The 15,428-nt window shown below is 71.5% G+C and carries 15 protein-coding genes; 3 read left to right on the forward strand and 12 right to left on the reverse strand.

What is annotated here, in order from left to right:
- Positions 1 to 47 precede the first annotated feature (47 nt).
- From KS423_RS19545 to hemL, 7 genes are all read right to left on the reverse strand, one after another.
- Positions 48 to 434, reverse strand: a complete 387-nt coding sequence (locus tag KS423_RS19545) for a hypothetical protein (RefSeq protein ID WP_224280840.1) — start codon at positions 432 to 434, stop codon at positions 48 to 50.
- Positions 435 to 575: 141 nt separating this feature from the next.
- Positions 576 to 1,766 carry a c-type cytochrome biogenesis protein CcsB gene (ccsB, locus tag KS423_RS19550; RefSeq protein ID WP_224280841.1) on the reverse strand — a complete coding sequence of 397 codons (1,191 nt, stop codon included), beginning with the start codon at positions 1,764 to 1,766 and terminating at the stop codon, positions 576 to 578.
- Between the two features lie 3 nt (positions 1,767 to 1,769).
- Positions 1,770 to 3,527, reverse strand: coding sequence for a cytochrome c biogenesis protein ResB (locus tag KS423_RS19555; RefSeq protein ID WP_224280842.1), 1,758 nt, complete (start codon positions 3,525 to 3,527; stop codon positions 1,770 to 1,772).
- Between the two features lie 2 nt (positions 3,528 to 3,529).
- Positions 3,530 to 4,303, reverse strand: coding sequence for a cytochrome c biogenesis CcdA family protein (locus KS423_RS19560; RefSeq protein ID WP_224280843.1), 774 nt, complete (start codon positions 4,301 to 4,303; stop codon positions 3,530 to 3,532).
- Positions 4,300 to 4,908, reverse strand: coding sequence for a TlpA disulfide reductase family protein (locus tag KS423_RS19565; protein ID WP_224280844.1), 609 nt, complete (start codon positions 4,906 to 4,908; stop codon positions 4,300 to 4,302). Before KS423_RS19565 ends, KS423_RS19560 begins: the two co-directional genes overlap by 4 nt.
- 152 nt (positions 4,909 to 5,060) lie before the next feature.
- Positions 5,061 to 5,711 carry a histidine phosphatase family protein gene (locus KS423_RS19570; protein WP_224280854.1) on the reverse strand — a complete coding sequence of 217 codons (651 nt, stop codon included), beginning with the start codon at positions 5,709 to 5,711 and terminating at the stop codon, positions 5,061 to 5,063.
- A 74-nt stretch (positions 5,712 to 5,785) separates the two neighbouring features.
- The gene (hemL, locus tag KS423_RS19575) at positions 5,786 to 7,114 is read right to left on the reverse strand and encodes a glutamate-1-semialdehyde 2,1-aminomutase (RefSeq protein WP_224280845.1); all 1,329 of its coding nucleotides are present in this window, start codon (positions 7,112 to 7,114) and stop codon (positions 5,786 to 5,788) included.
- A gap of 438 nt (positions 7,115 to 7,552) precedes the next feature.
- Here hemL and KS423_RS19580 point away from each other — a divergent pair, with 438 nt between their 5' ends.
- Entirely contained in the window at positions 7,553 to 8,035 is a 483-nt protein-coding gene (locus tag KS423_RS19580) for a hypothetical protein (protein ID WP_374119985.1), read from the forward strand.
- A gap of 72 nt (positions 8,036 to 8,107) precedes the next feature.
- On the opposite strand, the gene KS423_RS19585 is transcribed toward KS423_RS19580, so the two are convergent.
- The 5 genes from KS423_RS19585 to KS423_RS19605 form a co-directional block, all read right to left on the reverse strand.
- Positions 8,108 to 9,550 carry a DHA2 family efflux MFS transporter permease subunit gene (locus tag KS423_RS19585; protein ID WP_224280847.1) on the reverse strand — a complete coding sequence of 481 codons (1,443 nt, stop codon included), beginning with the start codon at positions 9,548 to 9,550 and terminating at the stop codon, positions 8,108 to 8,110.
- A 155-nt stretch (positions 9,551 to 9,705) separates the two neighbouring features.
- Positions 9,706 to 10,197, reverse strand: coding sequence for a MarR family winged helix-turn-helix transcriptional regulator (locus tag KS423_RS19590; RefSeq protein ID WP_224280848.1), 492 nt, complete (start codon positions 10,195 to 10,197; stop codon positions 9,706 to 9,708).
- Positions 10,198 to 10,260: 63 nt separating this feature from the next.
- Positions 10,261 to 11,541, reverse strand: a complete 1,281-nt coding sequence (locus KS423_RS19595; RefSeq protein WP_224280849.1) for a glycosyltransferase family 39 protein — start codon at positions 11,539 to 11,541, stop codon at positions 10,261 to 10,263.
- A 299-nt stretch (positions 11,542 to 11,840) separates the two neighbouring features.
- On the reverse strand, positions 11,841 to 13,514 hold the full coding sequence (locus KS423_RS19600) for an RICIN domain-containing protein (protein ID WP_224280850.1): 1,674 nt from the start codon (positions 13,512 to 13,514) through the stop codon (positions 11,841 to 11,843).
- 245 nt (positions 13,515 to 13,759) lie between these two features.
- Entirely contained in the window at positions 13,760 to 13,999 is a 240-nt protein-coding gene (locus tag KS423_RS19605) for a chaplin (protein WP_224280851.1), read from the reverse strand.
- 574 nt (positions 14,000 to 14,573) lie between these two features.
- Between KS423_RS19605 and KS423_RS19610 the strand changes: the two genes are divergently transcribed.
- Both KS423_RS19610 and KS423_RS19615 read left to right on the forward strand, forming a co-directional pair.
- Complete coding sequence (locus KS423_RS19610) at positions 14,574 to 14,858, forward strand: chaplin (protein ID WP_224280852.1); 285 nt, start codon at positions 14,574 to 14,576, stop codon at positions 14,856 to 14,858.
- 80 nt (positions 14,859 to 14,938) lie between these two features.
- Positions 14,939 to 15,211: a chaplin gene (locus tag KS423_RS19615; protein WP_224280853.1), complete on the forward strand. Its 273-nt coding sequence runs from the start codon at positions 14,939 to 14,941 to the stop codon at positions 15,209 to 15,211.
- The last annotated feature ends 217 nt before the right edge of the window (positions 15,212 to 15,428 follow it).

Consider the following 15,428-nt stretch of genomic DNA (forward strand, 5'->3'; position numbering starts at 1 on the left):
CGGCGGCACCCGGCTGCCGCTGGCGAGCTGAGGCACGCCCGGACCCGTCAGGCGGCCACCAGGGCGGCCGGCCGGCCCGCGTGCATCACGCTGAGGTTGGTCGCCAGCCGGGCCGGGTCCTGGGCCAACCAGAGCCGCAGCGCCGCGCCCAGGGCGGCGCTGGCCGACTCGACCCGGACGTCGGTGATCTGCGCGATCCGGGCCGCGCCGGGCACCAGCAGGTCGGCCAGCGGGGTCGGCAGCCAGACCGTCAGGGCGCACGGCGCGGGCATCGCCAGCGCCTCCAGCAGCCGGTAGGCGTCCCCCGGCGCGCTGAGCGTGGGGATGATGTCCAGCAGCGCGTCGGACACCACCTCGGACACGTCGCTCCGGTGTCCCTGGGCGAGCCTGCGGAGCAGCATGCGCTCGGCGGCGGTGATTCGGACGGTCAGCATGACCTCGTCGCACTCCATTGCGCGATTTCCTCCTCAATTCCCTCTCGCACCGACCGGCGGCCGGCACGCACTACCCCTGTTGCACCTCGGCCCGGCTACCTGTGGGAGAGAGCCGGGCCGGTGGGTGACTGTGTGCCCCGGTCAGATCCCCGCGTAGGAGTGCTTTCCGGTGACGAAGATGTTCACGCCGTAGTAGTTGAAGAGCCAGCAGGCGAACGCCGCCAGCGCCAGGTAGGCGGCCTTGCGGCCCTTCCAGCCGGCCGTCGCACGGGCGTGCAGGTAGCAGGCGTAGGCGACCCAGGTGATGAACGACCAGGTCTCCTTCGGGTCCCACTCCCAGTACTTGCCCCAGGCCGCCTCGGCCCAGATCGCGCCCGCGATGATGGTGAAGGTCCAGAGCGGGAAGACCAGGGCGTTGACCCGGTAGGACAGCTTGTCGAAGGTCGACGCGGCGGGCAGGCGGTTGCAGACCGACACCCGGACGCGGGCCATCAGGATCCGGACCTGGGAGTACTTCTGGCCGTCGTGCGACCGCACCGCCCCGGGCCGCAGGAAGTCGTACTTACCGGCGTCGACCCGCTTGCGGTACGAGTCCTGGAACAGGTACAGCAGCGTGGCGATGAACGCCGCGTAGAACGCCCCGCCGCAGAAGATCGCGGTGGAGACGTGGATCGCCAGCCACGGCGAGTGCAGCGCCGGGACGAGCTGCTCGGAGTCGGTGTACAGCACCGTGGTGGCGATGCCCAGGGTCAGCAGCACCGCGAGGACGACCGGCAGGCCGAGCCAGCGGACCTTCTTCTTCGCGCCCAGCAGCACCAGGTACGCGCCCGTCATCGCGAAGGCGAAGGCGCAGGAGAACTCGTACATGTTGCCCCACGGCCAGCGGGAGACCGACAGGCCGCGGGCGACGATGCCGCCGCCGTGCAGCAGCAGCGCCAGCACGGTGAGCGAGACGGCGATCCGGCCGGCCAGGTCGGCCTTCTCGTTGGTGCCGGCCGCGCCCGGGCCGTCCTCCTCGTCCGCGCCGCGTCCGCTGGTGACCACCGTCGCGCCCTCGCCCGCGACCGCGGTGCGGGTGAGCGTCGTGGTGCCGCCGCCGGCCCCCGCCACGGTGACGGTGACCTTCTTGGCGGCCTTGGTGTCCGCGGCGGCGACGGTCTCGGCCAGGCTGACCGACTGCTCCGTCGAGCGGACGGCGACGGCGCCCCGGCTGCCGAAGGTCCACTCGATCATGTGGGCGAACATGGCGAGGGTGTAGACCACCATCGCCGAATAGATCAGTTTGTTGGAGAGGTCGGCCAGCTGGGGGTCGACCGCCGAGGCGAGTTGCACCGTCTACTCCTTGGAGTTCTGGTCGGCAGGGACTTCGGGGTCCGAGGACGTCTCCGGGGCTGTGGGGGCCCCGGCCTCCTCGGGTACGTCCGTTTCGGCGTTGTCGTCCTCGTCCTCCGACGCCGGGGCGTCGTCCTGGAGGTCGACCGCGAGTTCGGCGAGTTCCTCGGCGATCTTCGCCGACTCGCTGCGGGCCAGACCTGCCAGCTCCACCTGGGTGCCGCCGCCCGGCAGGGCGACCGCCCGCACCCAGATCCGGCGGCGCTGGATGAACAGCGAGCCGATCAGGCCGAGGATCGCCAGCACCCCGCCGGCCAGGGCGATCGAGTTGCCCGGGCGGTGCGAGACGTTGAAGCTGGCCCACTGCTTGTAGCCCTCGAAGGTCACCGAGCCGTAGCCGTCGGGCAGCTCCCAGGCCTGGCCGGGCTTGAGCCGGGCCTTGGCCGGCTGGCCGTCCTGGGTCAGCTGGGTGAGCTTGCGGGTGTTGAGCTGGTAGACGTTCTGCGGCAGGCCGGAGTCGGTGCCGAGGTCGCCCGCGAAGGCGTTCAGCACCAGCTCGGGGTCGGCGTCACCGGGGAACAGCGAGCGCGGGCCGGTGCCCTCGAAGCTCAGCGGCGCCGTCGGCAGGAAGAAGCCGGAGAAGCCCATCTGGGTCTTGTTGCCGTCGGGGCCCACGCCGTAGTCGGAGACCTTCACGACTCCGGTGGAGGTCAGGTTGCCGTCCTGCGGCAGGAACGGGACGGCGCCCCGGTAGACGACGTCGCCCTTGCCGTTCTTGACGGTGACGACCGGGGCGTAGCCGTGGCCGATCAGGTAGACCTTGCTGCCGCCGATCTCCAGCGGGTGGTTGACCTCGATCGTCGACTTCTTCAGCTTCGACTCGTCGCTGCCCTCGTAGTACTCGACGTTCGCGGTGAACTGCCGGGCGGCGCCGATCTGGTCGCCCTTGGTCTGGAACTTCGAGGTGAAGCTGTCCAGCTTCAGGTAGAAGGGGTCGAGGTCCTGGCTGCCGTAGAACCGGGTGCCGTTGAAGTCGTCGAGCTGGGTGATGGTGTTGGAGTAGCCCTCGCCCTGGACCATCAGCTTGCCGCCCGTGCCCGAGGCCAGGCTGGCCCAGGCGAAACCGCCGAGCAGCGCGAACAGCGACAGGTGGAACAGCAGGTTGCCGACCTCGCGCAGGTAGCCCTTCTCGGCCGCCACCGCGCCGCCGGACAGGTGGGCCCGGAAGCCGCGCTTGCGCAGCAGCCGGTGCGCGGCGGCGTTCACCTTGTCGGCGTCCGCCTCGGTGCGCCAGGCCGCGTGCACCGGCATCCGGGTCAGGTTGCGCGGCGCGGCCGGCGGCTGGGAGCGCAGCACGCCGACGAACTGCCAGGTGCGCGGGACGATGCAGCCGGCCAGTGAGACGAACAGCAGGATGTAGATCGCGGAGAACCAGACCGAGCTGTAGACGTCGAACAGCTGGAGCTTCTCGTAGATCGGCGCGACCGTGGAGTGCTGCGCCTTCCAGGCCTCGACCTTCAGCTGGCCCTGGCCGTTCTGGTACTGCGGGATCAGCGAGCCGGGGATGGCGGCCAGCGACAGCAGGAAGAGCAGGATCAGGGCGACCCGCATCGAGGTCAGCTGGCGCCACATCCAGCGCGCCCAGCCGAACGCCCCTATGCCGGTCGGGCCCTCGGACTCGACCGGCGCGGTGCTGAGCCGCTCGGCGGCGCTGTCGTCCGGCGCCGGGGGCTGCTCGGTCTCGGTCGTGGTGTTGCTCACGGTCAGATTCCGATCTGGAAGTCGGCGGTCCAGGACTGCAGCTGGCTCATCATCGAGTCCCAGATCCCGGTGACGAGCAGCAGACCGACCGCGACGAGCATGCCGCCGCCGATCCTCATGACGAGCGGGTAGTGCCGCTTGACCCAGCCGAAGGCGCCCAGCGCCCGGCGGAAGGCCACCGCGGCCAGGATGAACGGTACGCCGAGGCCCAGGCAGTAGAAGGTGGTCAGCAGCGCGCCACGCTGGGCGTCGGCCTGGTTGAGGGCCAGGTTCTGCACGGCGGTCAGGGTCGGGCCCATGCACGGGGTCCAGCCGACGCCGAACACCACCCCGAGCATCGGGGCGCCCAGCAGGCCGACCGCCGGACGGCGGTGCGAGCGGACCTCGCGCATGCTCAGCCCGGGCACCAGGCCCATGAACGCCAGGCCCATCACCACGGTGAGCGAGCCCAGCACGATGCTGATGACCCGCTTGTAGTCCTGGAGCTCCTGGCCGAAGTAGCCGAACAGGGCGCCCGTGGAGACGAACACCGCGGTGAAGCCGAGGATGAACAGCACCACGCCGAGCAGCATCCGGCCGCGCCGCGAGCCACGGGCGTCCGCGAGGTCGGCGGCGGAGAAGCCTGTCACGTACGACAGGTAGCCGGGGACCAGCGGCAGCACGCACGGCGAGAAGAACGACACCAGCCCCGCCACCAGCGCGACCGGGGCGGCGGCCAGCAGCGCGCCGCTCTGAACGGTCGAGGTGGCGTCGGCGAGCTGCTGCGGCAGACTCACTGCTTCTGCTCCGCGACCACCGGCTGGAGGATCGACTCCAGCGCGTCCTCGGTGGTGCCGCCGACGGCGCGGGCGGCCAGCTTGCCGTCCCGGTCGATGATCAGGGTGGTCGGGATGGACTGCGGGTTGAGGCTGCCCTTGGGGAACTTGAGCAGCTGGGTGCCGGCCGGGTCGAAGAGGCTCGGGTAGGTGACGCCCTGCTCCTGCTCGAAGCGGACGGCGTTCTGCTTCTCGGTGTCCCGGGTGTTGATGCCGAGGAACTGGACGCCCTGGTCCTTGTACTTCTCCGAGACGTCCTGGAGGCTCTTCGCCTCGGCCCGGCACGGGCCGCACCAGGAGCCCCAGACGTTCAGCACGACGACCTTGCCCCGGTAGTCGGAAAGCTTGGCCGGGGTGCCTTCCAGGGTCTCCCCCGAGATGTCCGGCGCGTCCCCGCGCTTGCCGGCCTCCGCCTTCGACAGGTTGGTGCCCTTGACCGTGACGAAGCCGACCTGGCCCTCGCCGCTACCCGACGAGCCCGCGGAGGAACAGCCGGTGAGGGCGAGCGCGGCAGCGGCGACGGTGGCGACGGCTGCTGCGGCGACACGGGGACGGGGGCGCGTCATGGCAGACATGTGAAAAGTTTCGCATGGAGTTCCGGGCAGGTTCGGGGGGGTCCTGCCTTGCGCGTCGCACCCACTCTGACCTGCGACGACTTCGGGTCACCCAGCGTTTGCCAAGTGACCCGAAGTCATACTTACGTACCGCTTATGGGGGACTAGGCGCCGAAGCTCTTGCCCACCGGCTTGTCGCCCTTGCGCCCCTTGCCCACCAGATGCGCGGGCAGCAGGTCGCGGGCCGGCTCGCGGTAGCCGACCGAGACGATCTTGTCGCCCTCGAAGGTGAAGCTGGTCAGCGAGGCCAGCGAGCACTGCCGGTTGCGTGGGTCGTGCCAGAGCCGGCGGCGCTCGACGAAGGAGCGCAGGATCCAGATCGGCAGCTGGTGGCTGACGCAGACCGCCTCGTGCCCGCGCGCGGCGTCCCGGGCCGCACCGAGCGCACCCATCATCCGCACCACCTGGTCGAGGTACGGCTCGCCCCAGGAGGGCTTGAACGGGTTGGTGAGGTACTTCCAGTAGCCCGGGTTCCTCAGCGAACCGTCGCCGACCCCGAAGGTCTTGCCCTCGAAGATGTTCTCCGCCTCGATCAGCCGCTCGTCCACCGCGAGGTCGAGGCCGTGCGCCTCGGCGATCGGCGCGGCGGTCTCCTGGGCCCGCTCCAGCGGGGAGGCCACCACGTGGGTGACGTCCCGCTCGGCCAGGTCCTCGGCGACCCGGTCGGCCATCTTCCGGCCCAGCTCGGACAGGTGGTAGTCCGGCAGGCGCCCGTACAGGATGCCCTCCGGGTTGTGCACCTCGCCGTGCCGCATCACGTGGACGACGGTGATCTCTTTGGCGCTCACTTCTCGACTACTCCTGGAAATCGGGTTCGGGCCGTGGCGGGTCAGGCCGTGGCGGCGGCAGCGGCGCGCGCGGCGGCCGGCAGGGCGGCGGCGATCCGCTCGATCGCCCGCTCGTCGTGGGCCGCCGAGACGAACCAGGACTCGAAGGCGGACGGCGGCAGGTAGACGCCCTCGGCCAGCATCGCGTGGAAGAAGGCGGTGAAACGGTACGCCTCCTGGGTCCTGGCCTCGTCGTAGTCGGTGACCGGGGCCTCGGTGAAGAACACCGAGAACATGTTCCCGGCGGTCTGCAGCCGGTGCGCCACGCCCTCCTTGGCGAGCGCGTCGGAGACCAGGCCGGAGACCTCGGCGGCGACCTTGTCCACCGTCGAGTACACCTCGTCGGTGCAGCCGCGCAGCTGGGCCAGGCCGGCCGCGGTGGCGATCGGGTTCCCGGACAGGGTGCCCGCCTGGTAGACCGGGCCGGCCGGGGCCAGGTGCGCCATCACGTCGGCGCGGCCGCCGAAGGCCGCGGCCGGGAAGCCGCCGCCCATGACCTTGCCGAAGGTCAGCAGGTCCGGCGCCCAGCCCTCGTTCGCGGCCTCCAGGCCGTACCAGCCGGCCCTGGAGACGCGGAAGCCGGTCATCACCTCGTCGGAGATGAACAGCGCGCCGTTCTCCCGGCAGAGCCGGGCCAGGCCGCCGTTGAAGCCCGGCAGCGGCGGGACGACGCCCATGTTGCCGGGCGAGGCCTCGGTGATCACACAGGCGATCTCGCCCGGGTGGGCGGCGAAGGCCTGCTCGACGGCGGCCAGGTCGTTGTACGGCAGCACGATGGTGTCGCCGGCCTGGGCGCCGGTGACGCCCGGGGTGTCCGGCAGGCCGAAGGTGGCCACGCCGGAACCGGCGGCGGCCAGCAGCGCGTCCACGTGACCGTGGTAGCAGCCGGCGAACTTGACCACCTTCGCCCGGCCGGTGAAGCCGCGGGCCAGCCGGATCGCCGACATGGTGGCCTCGGTACCGGAGGAGACCAGGCGGACCTGCTCGACCGGGGCGACCCGGGCGACGATCTCCTCGGCCAGCTCGACCTCGCCCTGGCCGGGGGTGCCGAAGGAGGTGCCGCGGGAGACGGCCTGCTGGACGGCGTCGATCACCGCGGGGTGCGCGTGGCCGAGGATCATCGGGCCCCACGAGCACACCAGGTCGACGTACTCGCGGCCGTCGGCGTCGGTGAGGTAGGGGCCGGTGCCGGACACCATGAAGCGCGGCGTGCCGCCGACCGCGCGGAAGGCGCGCACCGGGGAGTTGACGCCGCCGGGCGTCACCACGGAGGCGCGGTCGAACAGCGACTGGGACTGGGGGGCTTCGTAGGGGTAGCTCACAAAAGACATGGTCTCAAATCGTGTCCTCGCACTCTGCATGTCCGACCCGATCATCTGGAACGATGATCCGGGCACCGTTGTCTGTACGGTTGTCCGTACAGCAGGGGCGCTGACTGCACCGGACCGGGGACCAGTCAGACTGTGTACACAGAGTGCGCAGGCGCTCCGGTCTGTGTGCAGGGGTGTGGAGAGGACTGCCGCGTACCGCGAGTGGGTACGGCGGCGCATGACGGGTAAGGAGCACGTCCGGTGGGCGCCGGGTGTGCGGGGGTCTGTCGATTCCGGCGAATTCCGGTGAGGATGGTCCGAGTGTCCGAGGCGCAGGACGGCTACGACGAGGCTACGGGGGGCTCCCGCCGGCCCGCCGAGGCCGCACGCGGGGGTACGGGAGCGGGGACGGGTCGTGGTCGTCGCGGCGGTGAGAGGCGGGGTGAGGGACGCGTGGGGGTGACGTACAAGTACTTCGGAGCCCCGGACCGCGCGACGGCCGCCAGAGTCCCCACCGCCCTCGGCCCGGGAGGGCTCGGCCTGGACGCCGGCGAGCTCGGCGCGCTGGGGCGGCTCGGCGACCTCATGGAGACCAGCGGCTCCCCCACCGGCCACCTCTCCACCAAGATCAAACCGGAGACGATGAGCGCCATGGTGCTCACCGGCATCCAGGGCGTCCCGCTGCACCAGGTGCCGCCGCTGGAGCTGGTCGTGCTGCACCCCGACTACGCCGTCGTCCAGCTCCCCCACAACGTCGTCGAGCCGCTGCGCAAGGCCGACGAGACCGAGCTCGGCGCCGCCGCCTTCATCTGGTCCACCGTGCCGGACCGGCGCGGGCCGCGGGACGCGTTCGTGATCTACAGCATGCTGCACGAGTGGCAGGACTTCGCCAACCGGCTGCACGAGGCCGGGCACCAGCTGTACTGCCTGGTCTGGCCGTAACACCGGCGGCCCGAACGCCTCCGCCCCGAGCGCGGCGCAACGCCGGCCGGGGCGAGGCGTGTTGACGATCCGTCAGTCTTGATGCCCGGTCGGCCGCAGGACGGTGGCGGCGAGCAGCAGAGCCACCGTCAGCAGGCCCGCGGCCACCGCGAAGGCGAGCCGGAAGCCGGCCGTGAGGGCCTCGACGGCAGGCTGCCCGGCGGCCGCGAGGGCTCCGGCGCGACCGTCGGCGAGGGTGGTGAGGACGGCGACCCCGAGCGCGCCGCCGACCTGCTGCGTGGTGTTGAAGAGCCCGGAGGCGGTGCCCGCGTCCGCCGGCCCGGCACCCGACATGCCGAGCACGGTGAGCGCCGAGATCGCCAGGCCGAAGCCGGCCGCGAGCAGCATGGTGGGCAGCAGGTCGAGGGCGTAGTGCGAGTCCGCGGGCAGCCGGGTCAGCAGCGCCAGGGCGGCGACCAACAGGAGCAGCCCGACCAGCAGCACCGGGCGTTCGCCGAAGCGGGCGTTCAGCCGGGCGGAGAGCGTGAGCGAGACGGTGCCGATGGCGAGCGCGGCCGGGAGCATCGCGAGGCCGGTGGCGGCGGCGCCGTAACCACGGACGTTCTGCAGGTAGAGCGCGACCAGGATCTGGAAGGCGAACAGCGCGGAGACCATCAGCACCTGCACGGCGTTGGCGCCGGAGACGTTGCGCGAGCGGAACATCCGCAGCGGGAGCAGGGGTTGGGCAGCCCTGGCCTGGCGGAGCAGGAAGCCGGCCAGCAGGACGAGCGAGAGCGCTCCGAGGCCGAGGGTGCGGGCCGAGGCCCAGCCGTGCTCACCGGTGCCGACGATCGTGTAGATGCCGAGCATCAGGGCCGCGGTGATCAGCACGGCGCCGAGGACGTCGGCGCCGGCGCGCAGGCCGGGGCCGCGGTCGGACTCCAGCAGCCGCAGGGACAGCAGGACGGCGGCCAGGCCCAGCGGCAGGTTGATCAGGAAGATCCAGTGCCAGCCGAGCGCCTCGGTGAGCACCCCGCCGAGGACCTGGCCGATCGAGGCGCCGGCCGCGCCGACGAAGCTGAACGCACCGATCGCCCGGCCGCGCCCGGCCGGCTCGGGGAAGAGCGTGACGATCATGCCGAGGCTGACCGCGGAGGCCATCGCGCCGCCGACGCCCTGGAGGAAACGGGCGGCGATCAGCATCTCCTGCCCGGTGGCGAGGGAGCAGAGCAGCGAGGCGGCGGTGAAGAGGGTGAGCCCGGCGACGAACACCCGCTTGCGGCCGATCAGGTCGCCGAGCCGGCCGGCCAGCAGGAGCAGGCCGCCGAAGGCGATCAGGTAGGCGTTGACCGTCCAGGTGAGGTCGGCGGGCGAGAAGTGCAGGTCGTCCTGGATCGCGGGCAGCGCCACGGTGACGATCGAGCCGTCCAGGATGATCATCAGCATTCCCGCACAGAGCACCGCGAGGGCGAGGGCGCGGGAGCGGGCGGGTGCTGCGGAAGCCGGCCCGGGCGCGGCCGGGGCGTGCGTGGTCATGGCGATTCTCCCGGTTCGTCGAGTACCGGGTAGGACGCTATCAGATCGTTTTGTTAGGGACTATCTATCTCAGGACTACACCTGGTGGGCACATCCGCGCTTCGAGGCCGACGCGGCAGGCCGGCGCAGGGCCTTCGAGTAGCAGCCGGGGAGGGTCAGCCCCGGGAGCGGCGGGCGCGGCGAACGGTGCGCTCGACCTCGACCGGCTCCGCGAGATGGCCCTCCACCAGGTGCGTCAGGGCCGAGACGAACACCTCGCGCTCGGCCCGGGGCAGCGACTCCAGCAGCTCGCGGTGCACCCGGTCGGCGATCGCGGTGCCCTGCACCACGGCCTGCTCGCCCGCCTCGGTGACCGAGACGATCCGGGCCCGCCGGTCGGTCGCGGACGGGCGGCGCTCGGCCAGGCCCGCCTTCTCCAGCTCGTCGACGGTGACCACCATGGTCGTCTTGTCCAGGTCCGCCAGCTCGGCCAGCTGGATCTGGGTGCGCTCGGCCTCCTGCGCGTGGAACAGCACGCAGTAGGCGCGCGGGGTGATCCCGAGCTCGGTGAAGGCGGCCGCCATCCGGGTGGCCAGCACGTGGCTCGCGTGGTCCATCAGCCCGGAGATGTCGCGGATCTGGCGCACGGGCGGCGGGGTCGTCGTCATGCGTCCGAGGTTAGCAACGGCCCGTCTGCTGCCGGATGATCCCGTTGCCAACCAACGCCGGGTCTACGGGATGCCCAACTCGAACAGCGCATACCCCGCGTACCAGCCCGCCGCGAGGACCGGCATCGCCAGCAGCCCGGCCAGCGAGGAGGTCCGCAGCCGGCGCAGCGCCACCGCCAGGCCGATGCAGAGCGGGAAGGCGGGCAGCAGGTAGCGCGAGATGTTGCCGAAGATCTGGTTGCTGCTCAGCGCCGTGAGGATGGTGAGCGCGGTGTAGACCCACAGCACCAGCGGCGGCCGGGTGCGCCAGAGCAGCACCAGCAGCCCGGGCAGGGCCATCAGGAGGGCGATCGCGATCAGGTCCGGGACGGGGTTGGACTGCCAGAAGTCCCAGTGGCCGGTGATCACGTCCATGATCGTGCGCAGGGTGGAGGCGCCGCCGTCGAAGTAGCGGTTCCAGGCGCCCTGCTGGAGCTTGAAGTAGCCGCCCCAGTCGCCCATCTTCCAGCCGACCCAGGCGATGTAGCCGATCAGACCCCAGGGGGTGATCAGCATCGCGGTCAGCGGGCGGGCCACCCCGTCGGTGCGGCGGACCAGCGCGACCAGCGCGGCTATCGAGACGGCGGCGATCAGCGCGGCGGCGGTCGGCCGGTTGAGCCCCGCGACCAGCGCCAGCAGGCCGGCCGCGAGCCAGCGGCGGGTCATCACGCAGTAGCACGCCCAGGCGGACAGCGCGACGAACAGCGAGTCCGAGTAGACCGCCCACTCCACGCCGGAGCCCGGGAACAGCCCCCAGAGCACCGCCGCGATCACACCCGCCCGGAAGCCGCCGAGCCGCTCGGCGACCGCGAAGATCCCGGCCGCGGCGGCCAGCGAGGCGAGCACCGAGACGACGATCCCGGAGCCGTACGGGCCGAGCCCGGTGACCGCGCCGACCAGCCGCATCAGCCAGGGGTAGAGCGGGAAGAAGGCGGCCGAGTTCTCGTAGTAGGTGGCCAGCGGGAAGCCGTGCAGCGGGATCAGCTGCGGGTTGTACCCGTTCTCGGCGATCCGCTGGTACCAGACGCCGTCCCAGGTGCCCAGCACGTCCCAGGCGTTGGCACCGCCGCCGCGGCCCGGCTGCTTCTTCAGGTAGTCGCCGGTGTGCGAGAGCAGCAGCATGAAGACGGTCAGGCCGATGGCCTTGACCACCGCGTACGCGCCCAGCGCGGGCGCGAAGCGGTCCACCAGCGCCCCGAACCGTCCGGGCCGCCGGCCCGTCCGTTCCTCGGAGGCCTCCGCCGGTGCCGCGCCGGGCGCTTCGGACTGGGTGCTGGACGACTCGGTGCTCGATGCCGTGCTCATCTGCTCTGGGTACTCCCCGCCCCGCTCGTGGTCCGCGCGGCTCCGGCGCAACGATTTTCCCGTGAGCCTACGGCACGCCCCCGAACCGAGAACCCCTGGCGCCCCCGGACCGGCGCCCGGCACCGTGCCGCCCGTGCCGAACACCACGCCGCCACGCCGCGTCCGAGCCGCGCGCAGCGACCGGTCGCCAAGCCCGGGGCGGGAGCCCGGTGCTGCTGCCGGTCGAGACGCCGTACCCGGTGAACGCGGCCGTCGCCGCCCGGTCGGGGGCGGCGACGGCGTGAGGACGTGCGGGCGGATCAGCCGTGGACGTAGACGATGCCGAGCTTGGTGAGCTGCCAGAGCTGGTTGGCGGCGCCGGTGTCGGTGGCGAGTTCGACGTACGGGTTGCCCTTGGCGTCGAGGGTGGCGCCGGCGGCCAGGACCTTGGTCTGGTCCTGGGAGTCGGCGATCTTGTAGCGGCCGTTGCCGGCCGGCTTGAACACCCAGTGCTGGTTGCCGCCGCCGTTGCAGCCCCACTGCTGGATCCGGGTGCCGGGGGCGGTGGAGGCGGCGTTGGCGTCCAGGCACATGTCCCGGTTGCCGCTGAAGTCCAGCTCGTAGCTGCCGCCGGCCTTGGCCTCCAGGACGAAGGACTGGTTGAGCCCGCCGGCGGCCGGATAGGTGATCGCGGGCCGGCCGGCGGTGGAGTCACCGTAGGTGCCGCCGCCGGTGAGGTCGAGCACGTTGCCGCTCGCGGCGTTGGTCAGCTGGTACCAGGAGCCGTCCTCGGGGACGTCGCCGAACGGCTGTCCGGGTGTGAGCGGCTGGATCGAGGTGGTGTTCTGCTGGTTGAGCGTGCAGTACGCCTGCGCCAGCTCGGGCCGGGAGTAGAACTGGCCGAGGCAGACGCCCTCACCGCGGTAGCCGGCCACCCGCAGGTGGTACGACTGGCGGACCATGTTCATGCACAGCCCGGGGATGCCGATCTGCGAGTCGCAGCCGTTGCGCACCCACTCGGAGAGGTTGATGACGTCCCCGTTGGTGTACTCGTACGGGGAGGTCGTCCACTCCGCGCAGACCTCGTGCCCGAAGGCGACCCGCCGCTGGTCCAGGTACCGGACACCGGGCACCTGCTCGGCGGCACCGCGCAGCGCGTCGCTGAGCGTCGGCACCACCCAGTTGTGGCCCCAGGCGAGGTCCTCGGGGAAGGCCGGGCAGCCGTCGGCGACCTTGCCGAGGTAGTCGTTGCGCCGGATGTCCGGGGTGATCGGGTTGAAGTACGACTGGTAGACCAGCTGGTACGAGGAGTCGGCGTAGCCGGCCTTGCGCATGGTCTGGCGGATGTTCTGGAGCGCCGCGACCACCTTGGGCTGGACGCCCTTGGCGCGCCGGCGGATCTCGTCGCTGCCGATGGTGTCCCGGCAGCCCTGGTCCTTGGGGATCGGGAAGTACTGCGCCAGGCAGTGCATCATGATGCCGCTGAAGTCGAAGTCGTCGTTGGCACCGATGGTGACGACGACCATCTTGACGTCGTACCTGGCCGCCGTGTCGGCCAGCTTGACGTCCTGCTTGGGCTCGCCGAAGTCGCCGCTGCCGGGGCCTGTGATCGTGGCCAGCTCCGGGTCGCTGACCAGGTCGCCGGTCTGGGCGCCGGAGCAGGCGAGGTCGATCGGGGTGACCCCGGGGATGTCGGTGACGAAGATCTCCGACTTGGGGTGGCGGTGGCAGTAGTTGGTGGGGCTGTCCGTCTCCGGGAAGTAGCCGTCGTTGGTGTCGGTGCCGGCGCCCTCCCCCGAGATGGCGCTGTCGCCGAGGGCGACGATCGCGGCCGGACGGGTGGCCGCGGGTGCGGCCGGGGCGGGGTCGGCCAGGGCGGCGGGGGCACCGGCCAGGCCGAGGGTGGCGAGGAGGGCTCCGGTGGCGAGCAGCGCGGCGCACCGGGAGGACCCGGTACGCGTCCGCCGCGCCGCCGACAGTGGGGACCTGATCACACGCGACTCCTTGCGGGGGTGGGGGGACCGCCCGGGCGGGGGCGCCGAGCGGCGCGGAGCAAGAGAGGAGCAGGGAAGGTGAGCAGGTCTCGCATTCTAGGTACTGACAAGTAACGCAACAAGGCTTGCGACAGGGAAGGAAGTTGACGGAAGAACGGATTCCCGGGCACGCACAGAGCCGCCGCCCCGCGCCCCAGGAGGGAAGCGCGGAACGGCGGCTCTCACCGGCCGAACCGGGTGCGGGCTCAGCCCTTGTTGATGCAGTGGTGGCCGAACGTCGGGTTCAGCAGGCCGACGACGTCGATGGTGTTGCCGCACAGGTTGATCGGCAGGTGGATCGGAACCTGGATCTGGTTGCCCGAGATGACACCGGGGGAGTTGGCGGCGACGCCCTCGGCGCCCGCGCTGGCCATGGCGGTGCCCGCGCCGGCGGCCACGATGCCCGCCACGGCCGCGCCGACGGCGGCGGTCTTCTTGATGCTCATAGCGAGCCTCCTGACTGTTCGACAGAGATGCACGGGGAGTGCGACATCTAGAACGAGACCCCACCTGCCCGGTTGCGACGGCCCTCGCACTGTCACCCATCCGGCGCAACGGCGACGCGGACCAGGCATTCGGGTGATGGGCGGGCCGGACCGTTTCCCCGTGCACGGTGCCTCGTTCTCCCTCACGGAACCCGGTCTCCACCGGCCCCCACGCACGAATCGAGTACCGCCCATGCGCAAGCACGCCCGCGGCGTCGTCGGCATCGCGGCCATTGGCGGTCCGCTCGGCATGGCGGGCCTCCCAAAGCCGGCGCCCGGCAATCCGTGCCGGAACGCCCGACCGGAATTCCACCTGGTCGCGCCTTTGTCCGAAGCCTTTCCCGGCCGTGCGGGAATTGTTTCGAGAGGCGCTGCGACCCGGCCGCCGCGGCCACGCCCGAGCCATGGGCGGAACACGCCGGCATGCGCCGACCGCAGTGACAATCACGGCAATCCCTGAAGACAACGGGCGAGTATTCGTGCTTGCCCGGCGCCCGACATTTCCATTCCGTCGGGCCGAAATCGGAGGAATGACATGCGCAACTTCAAGAAGGCCGCCGTCCTGTCGCTGGGCGCCGGCGGCCTGGTGCTCGGTGCCGCCGGCGGTGCGTTCGCCAGCGCGGGCGCCGAGGGCGTCGCCGCCAACTCCCCCGGGGTCGTCTCCGGCAACCAGGTCCAGGTCCCGGTGCACGCGCCGATCAACGTGTGCGGCAACACCGTCGACGTTCTCATCGGCCTGCTGAACCCGGCGTTCGGCAACAAGTGCGCCAACGTGGAGATGCACCCGCACCACGAGCACGAGCACGAGGGCGACTACTGATTCACCAAGCCCGTGCCGCACTCCGCAAGCGCCGAGGCGCGGCACGCTCCACCCATGTGTGATCGAGGAGATCAACCCCCATGCAGAACATGAAGAAGGCCGTCGTCCTCTCCGCCACCGCTGCCGGCCTGGTGCTCGGTGCCGCCGGCGGTGCGTTCGCCAGCGCGGGCGCCCAGGGTGTGGCCGCCGGCTCCCCCGGTGTGCTCTCCGGCAACCAGATCCAGGTGCCGCTGCACATCCCGATCAACGTCTGCGGCAACACCGTCGGCGTCATCGGCGCGCTGAACCCGGCCTTCGGCAACAAGTGCGCCAACGTGGAGATGCACCCGCACCACGAGGACGACGACTGCTGATCTCCGATCGGCACGCGTTCCGGCCGTCCTGCCCCCCGACCAGTCGGCCGGGGGGCAGTTCGGCGTCCCCGGACAGCCGTCCGGGACCCCCGATCCACCGAAGGGCGATCAACATGGTTTCGAAGAAGAGCGCGGCCGGCCTGGCCGCCGCCGCGGGTGCCGCGGTGCTGCTCGGCGCCGGTTCGGCGCAGGCCGCGACCGTGCCGGGCGAGGCGCC

The organism is Streptomyces sp. LS1784 (genome assembly GCF_020103755.1).
GTDB lineage: Bacteria > Actinomycetota > Actinomycetes > Streptomycetales > Streptomycetaceae > Kitasatospora.

Excerpts from the sequence above, each read along its gene's own strand:
- KS423_RS19605 (WP_224280851.1), bottom strand. The coding sequence starts at position 13,999 with ATGAGCATCAAGAAGACCGCCGCCGTCGGCGCGGCCGTGGCGGGCATC.
- KS423_RS19610 (WP_224280852.1), top strand. The coding sequence starts at position 14,574 with ATGCGCAACTTCAAGAAGGCCGCCGTCCTGTCGCTGGGCGCCGGCGGC.
- KS423_RS19545 (WP_224280840.1), bottom strand. The coding sequence starts at position 434 with ATGCTGACCGTCCGAATCACCGCCGCCGAGCGCATGCTGCTCCGCAGG.
- KS423_RS19595 (WP_224280849.1), bottom strand. The coding sequence starts at position 11,541 with ATGAGCACGGCATCGAGCACCGAGTCGTCCAGCACCCAGTCCGAAGCG.
- hemL (WP_224280845.1), bottom strand. The coding sequence starts at position 7,114 with ATGTCTTTTGTGAGCTACCCCTACGAAGCCCCCCAGTCCCAGTCGCTG.
- KS423_RS19565 (WP_224280844.1), bottom strand. The coding sequence starts at position 4,908 with ATGACGCGCCCCCGTCCCCGTGTCGCCGCAGCAGCCGTCGCCACCGTC.
- KS423_RS19615 (WP_224280853.1), top strand. The coding sequence starts at position 14,939 with ATGCAGAACATGAAGAAGGCCGTCGTCCTCTCCGCCACCGCTGCCGGC.
- KS423_RS19585 (WP_224280847.1), bottom strand. The coding sequence starts at position 9,550 with ATGACCACGCACGCCCCGGCCGCGCCCGGGCCGGCTTCCGCAGCACCC.
- KS423_RS19570 (WP_224280854.1), bottom strand. The coding sequence starts at position 5,711 with ATGCGGCACGGCGAGGTGCACAACCCGGAGGGCATCCTGTACGGGCGC.
- KS423_RS19590 (WP_224280848.1), bottom strand. The coding sequence starts at position 10,197 with ATGACGACGACCCCGCCGCCCGTGCGCCAGATCCGCGACATCTCCGGG.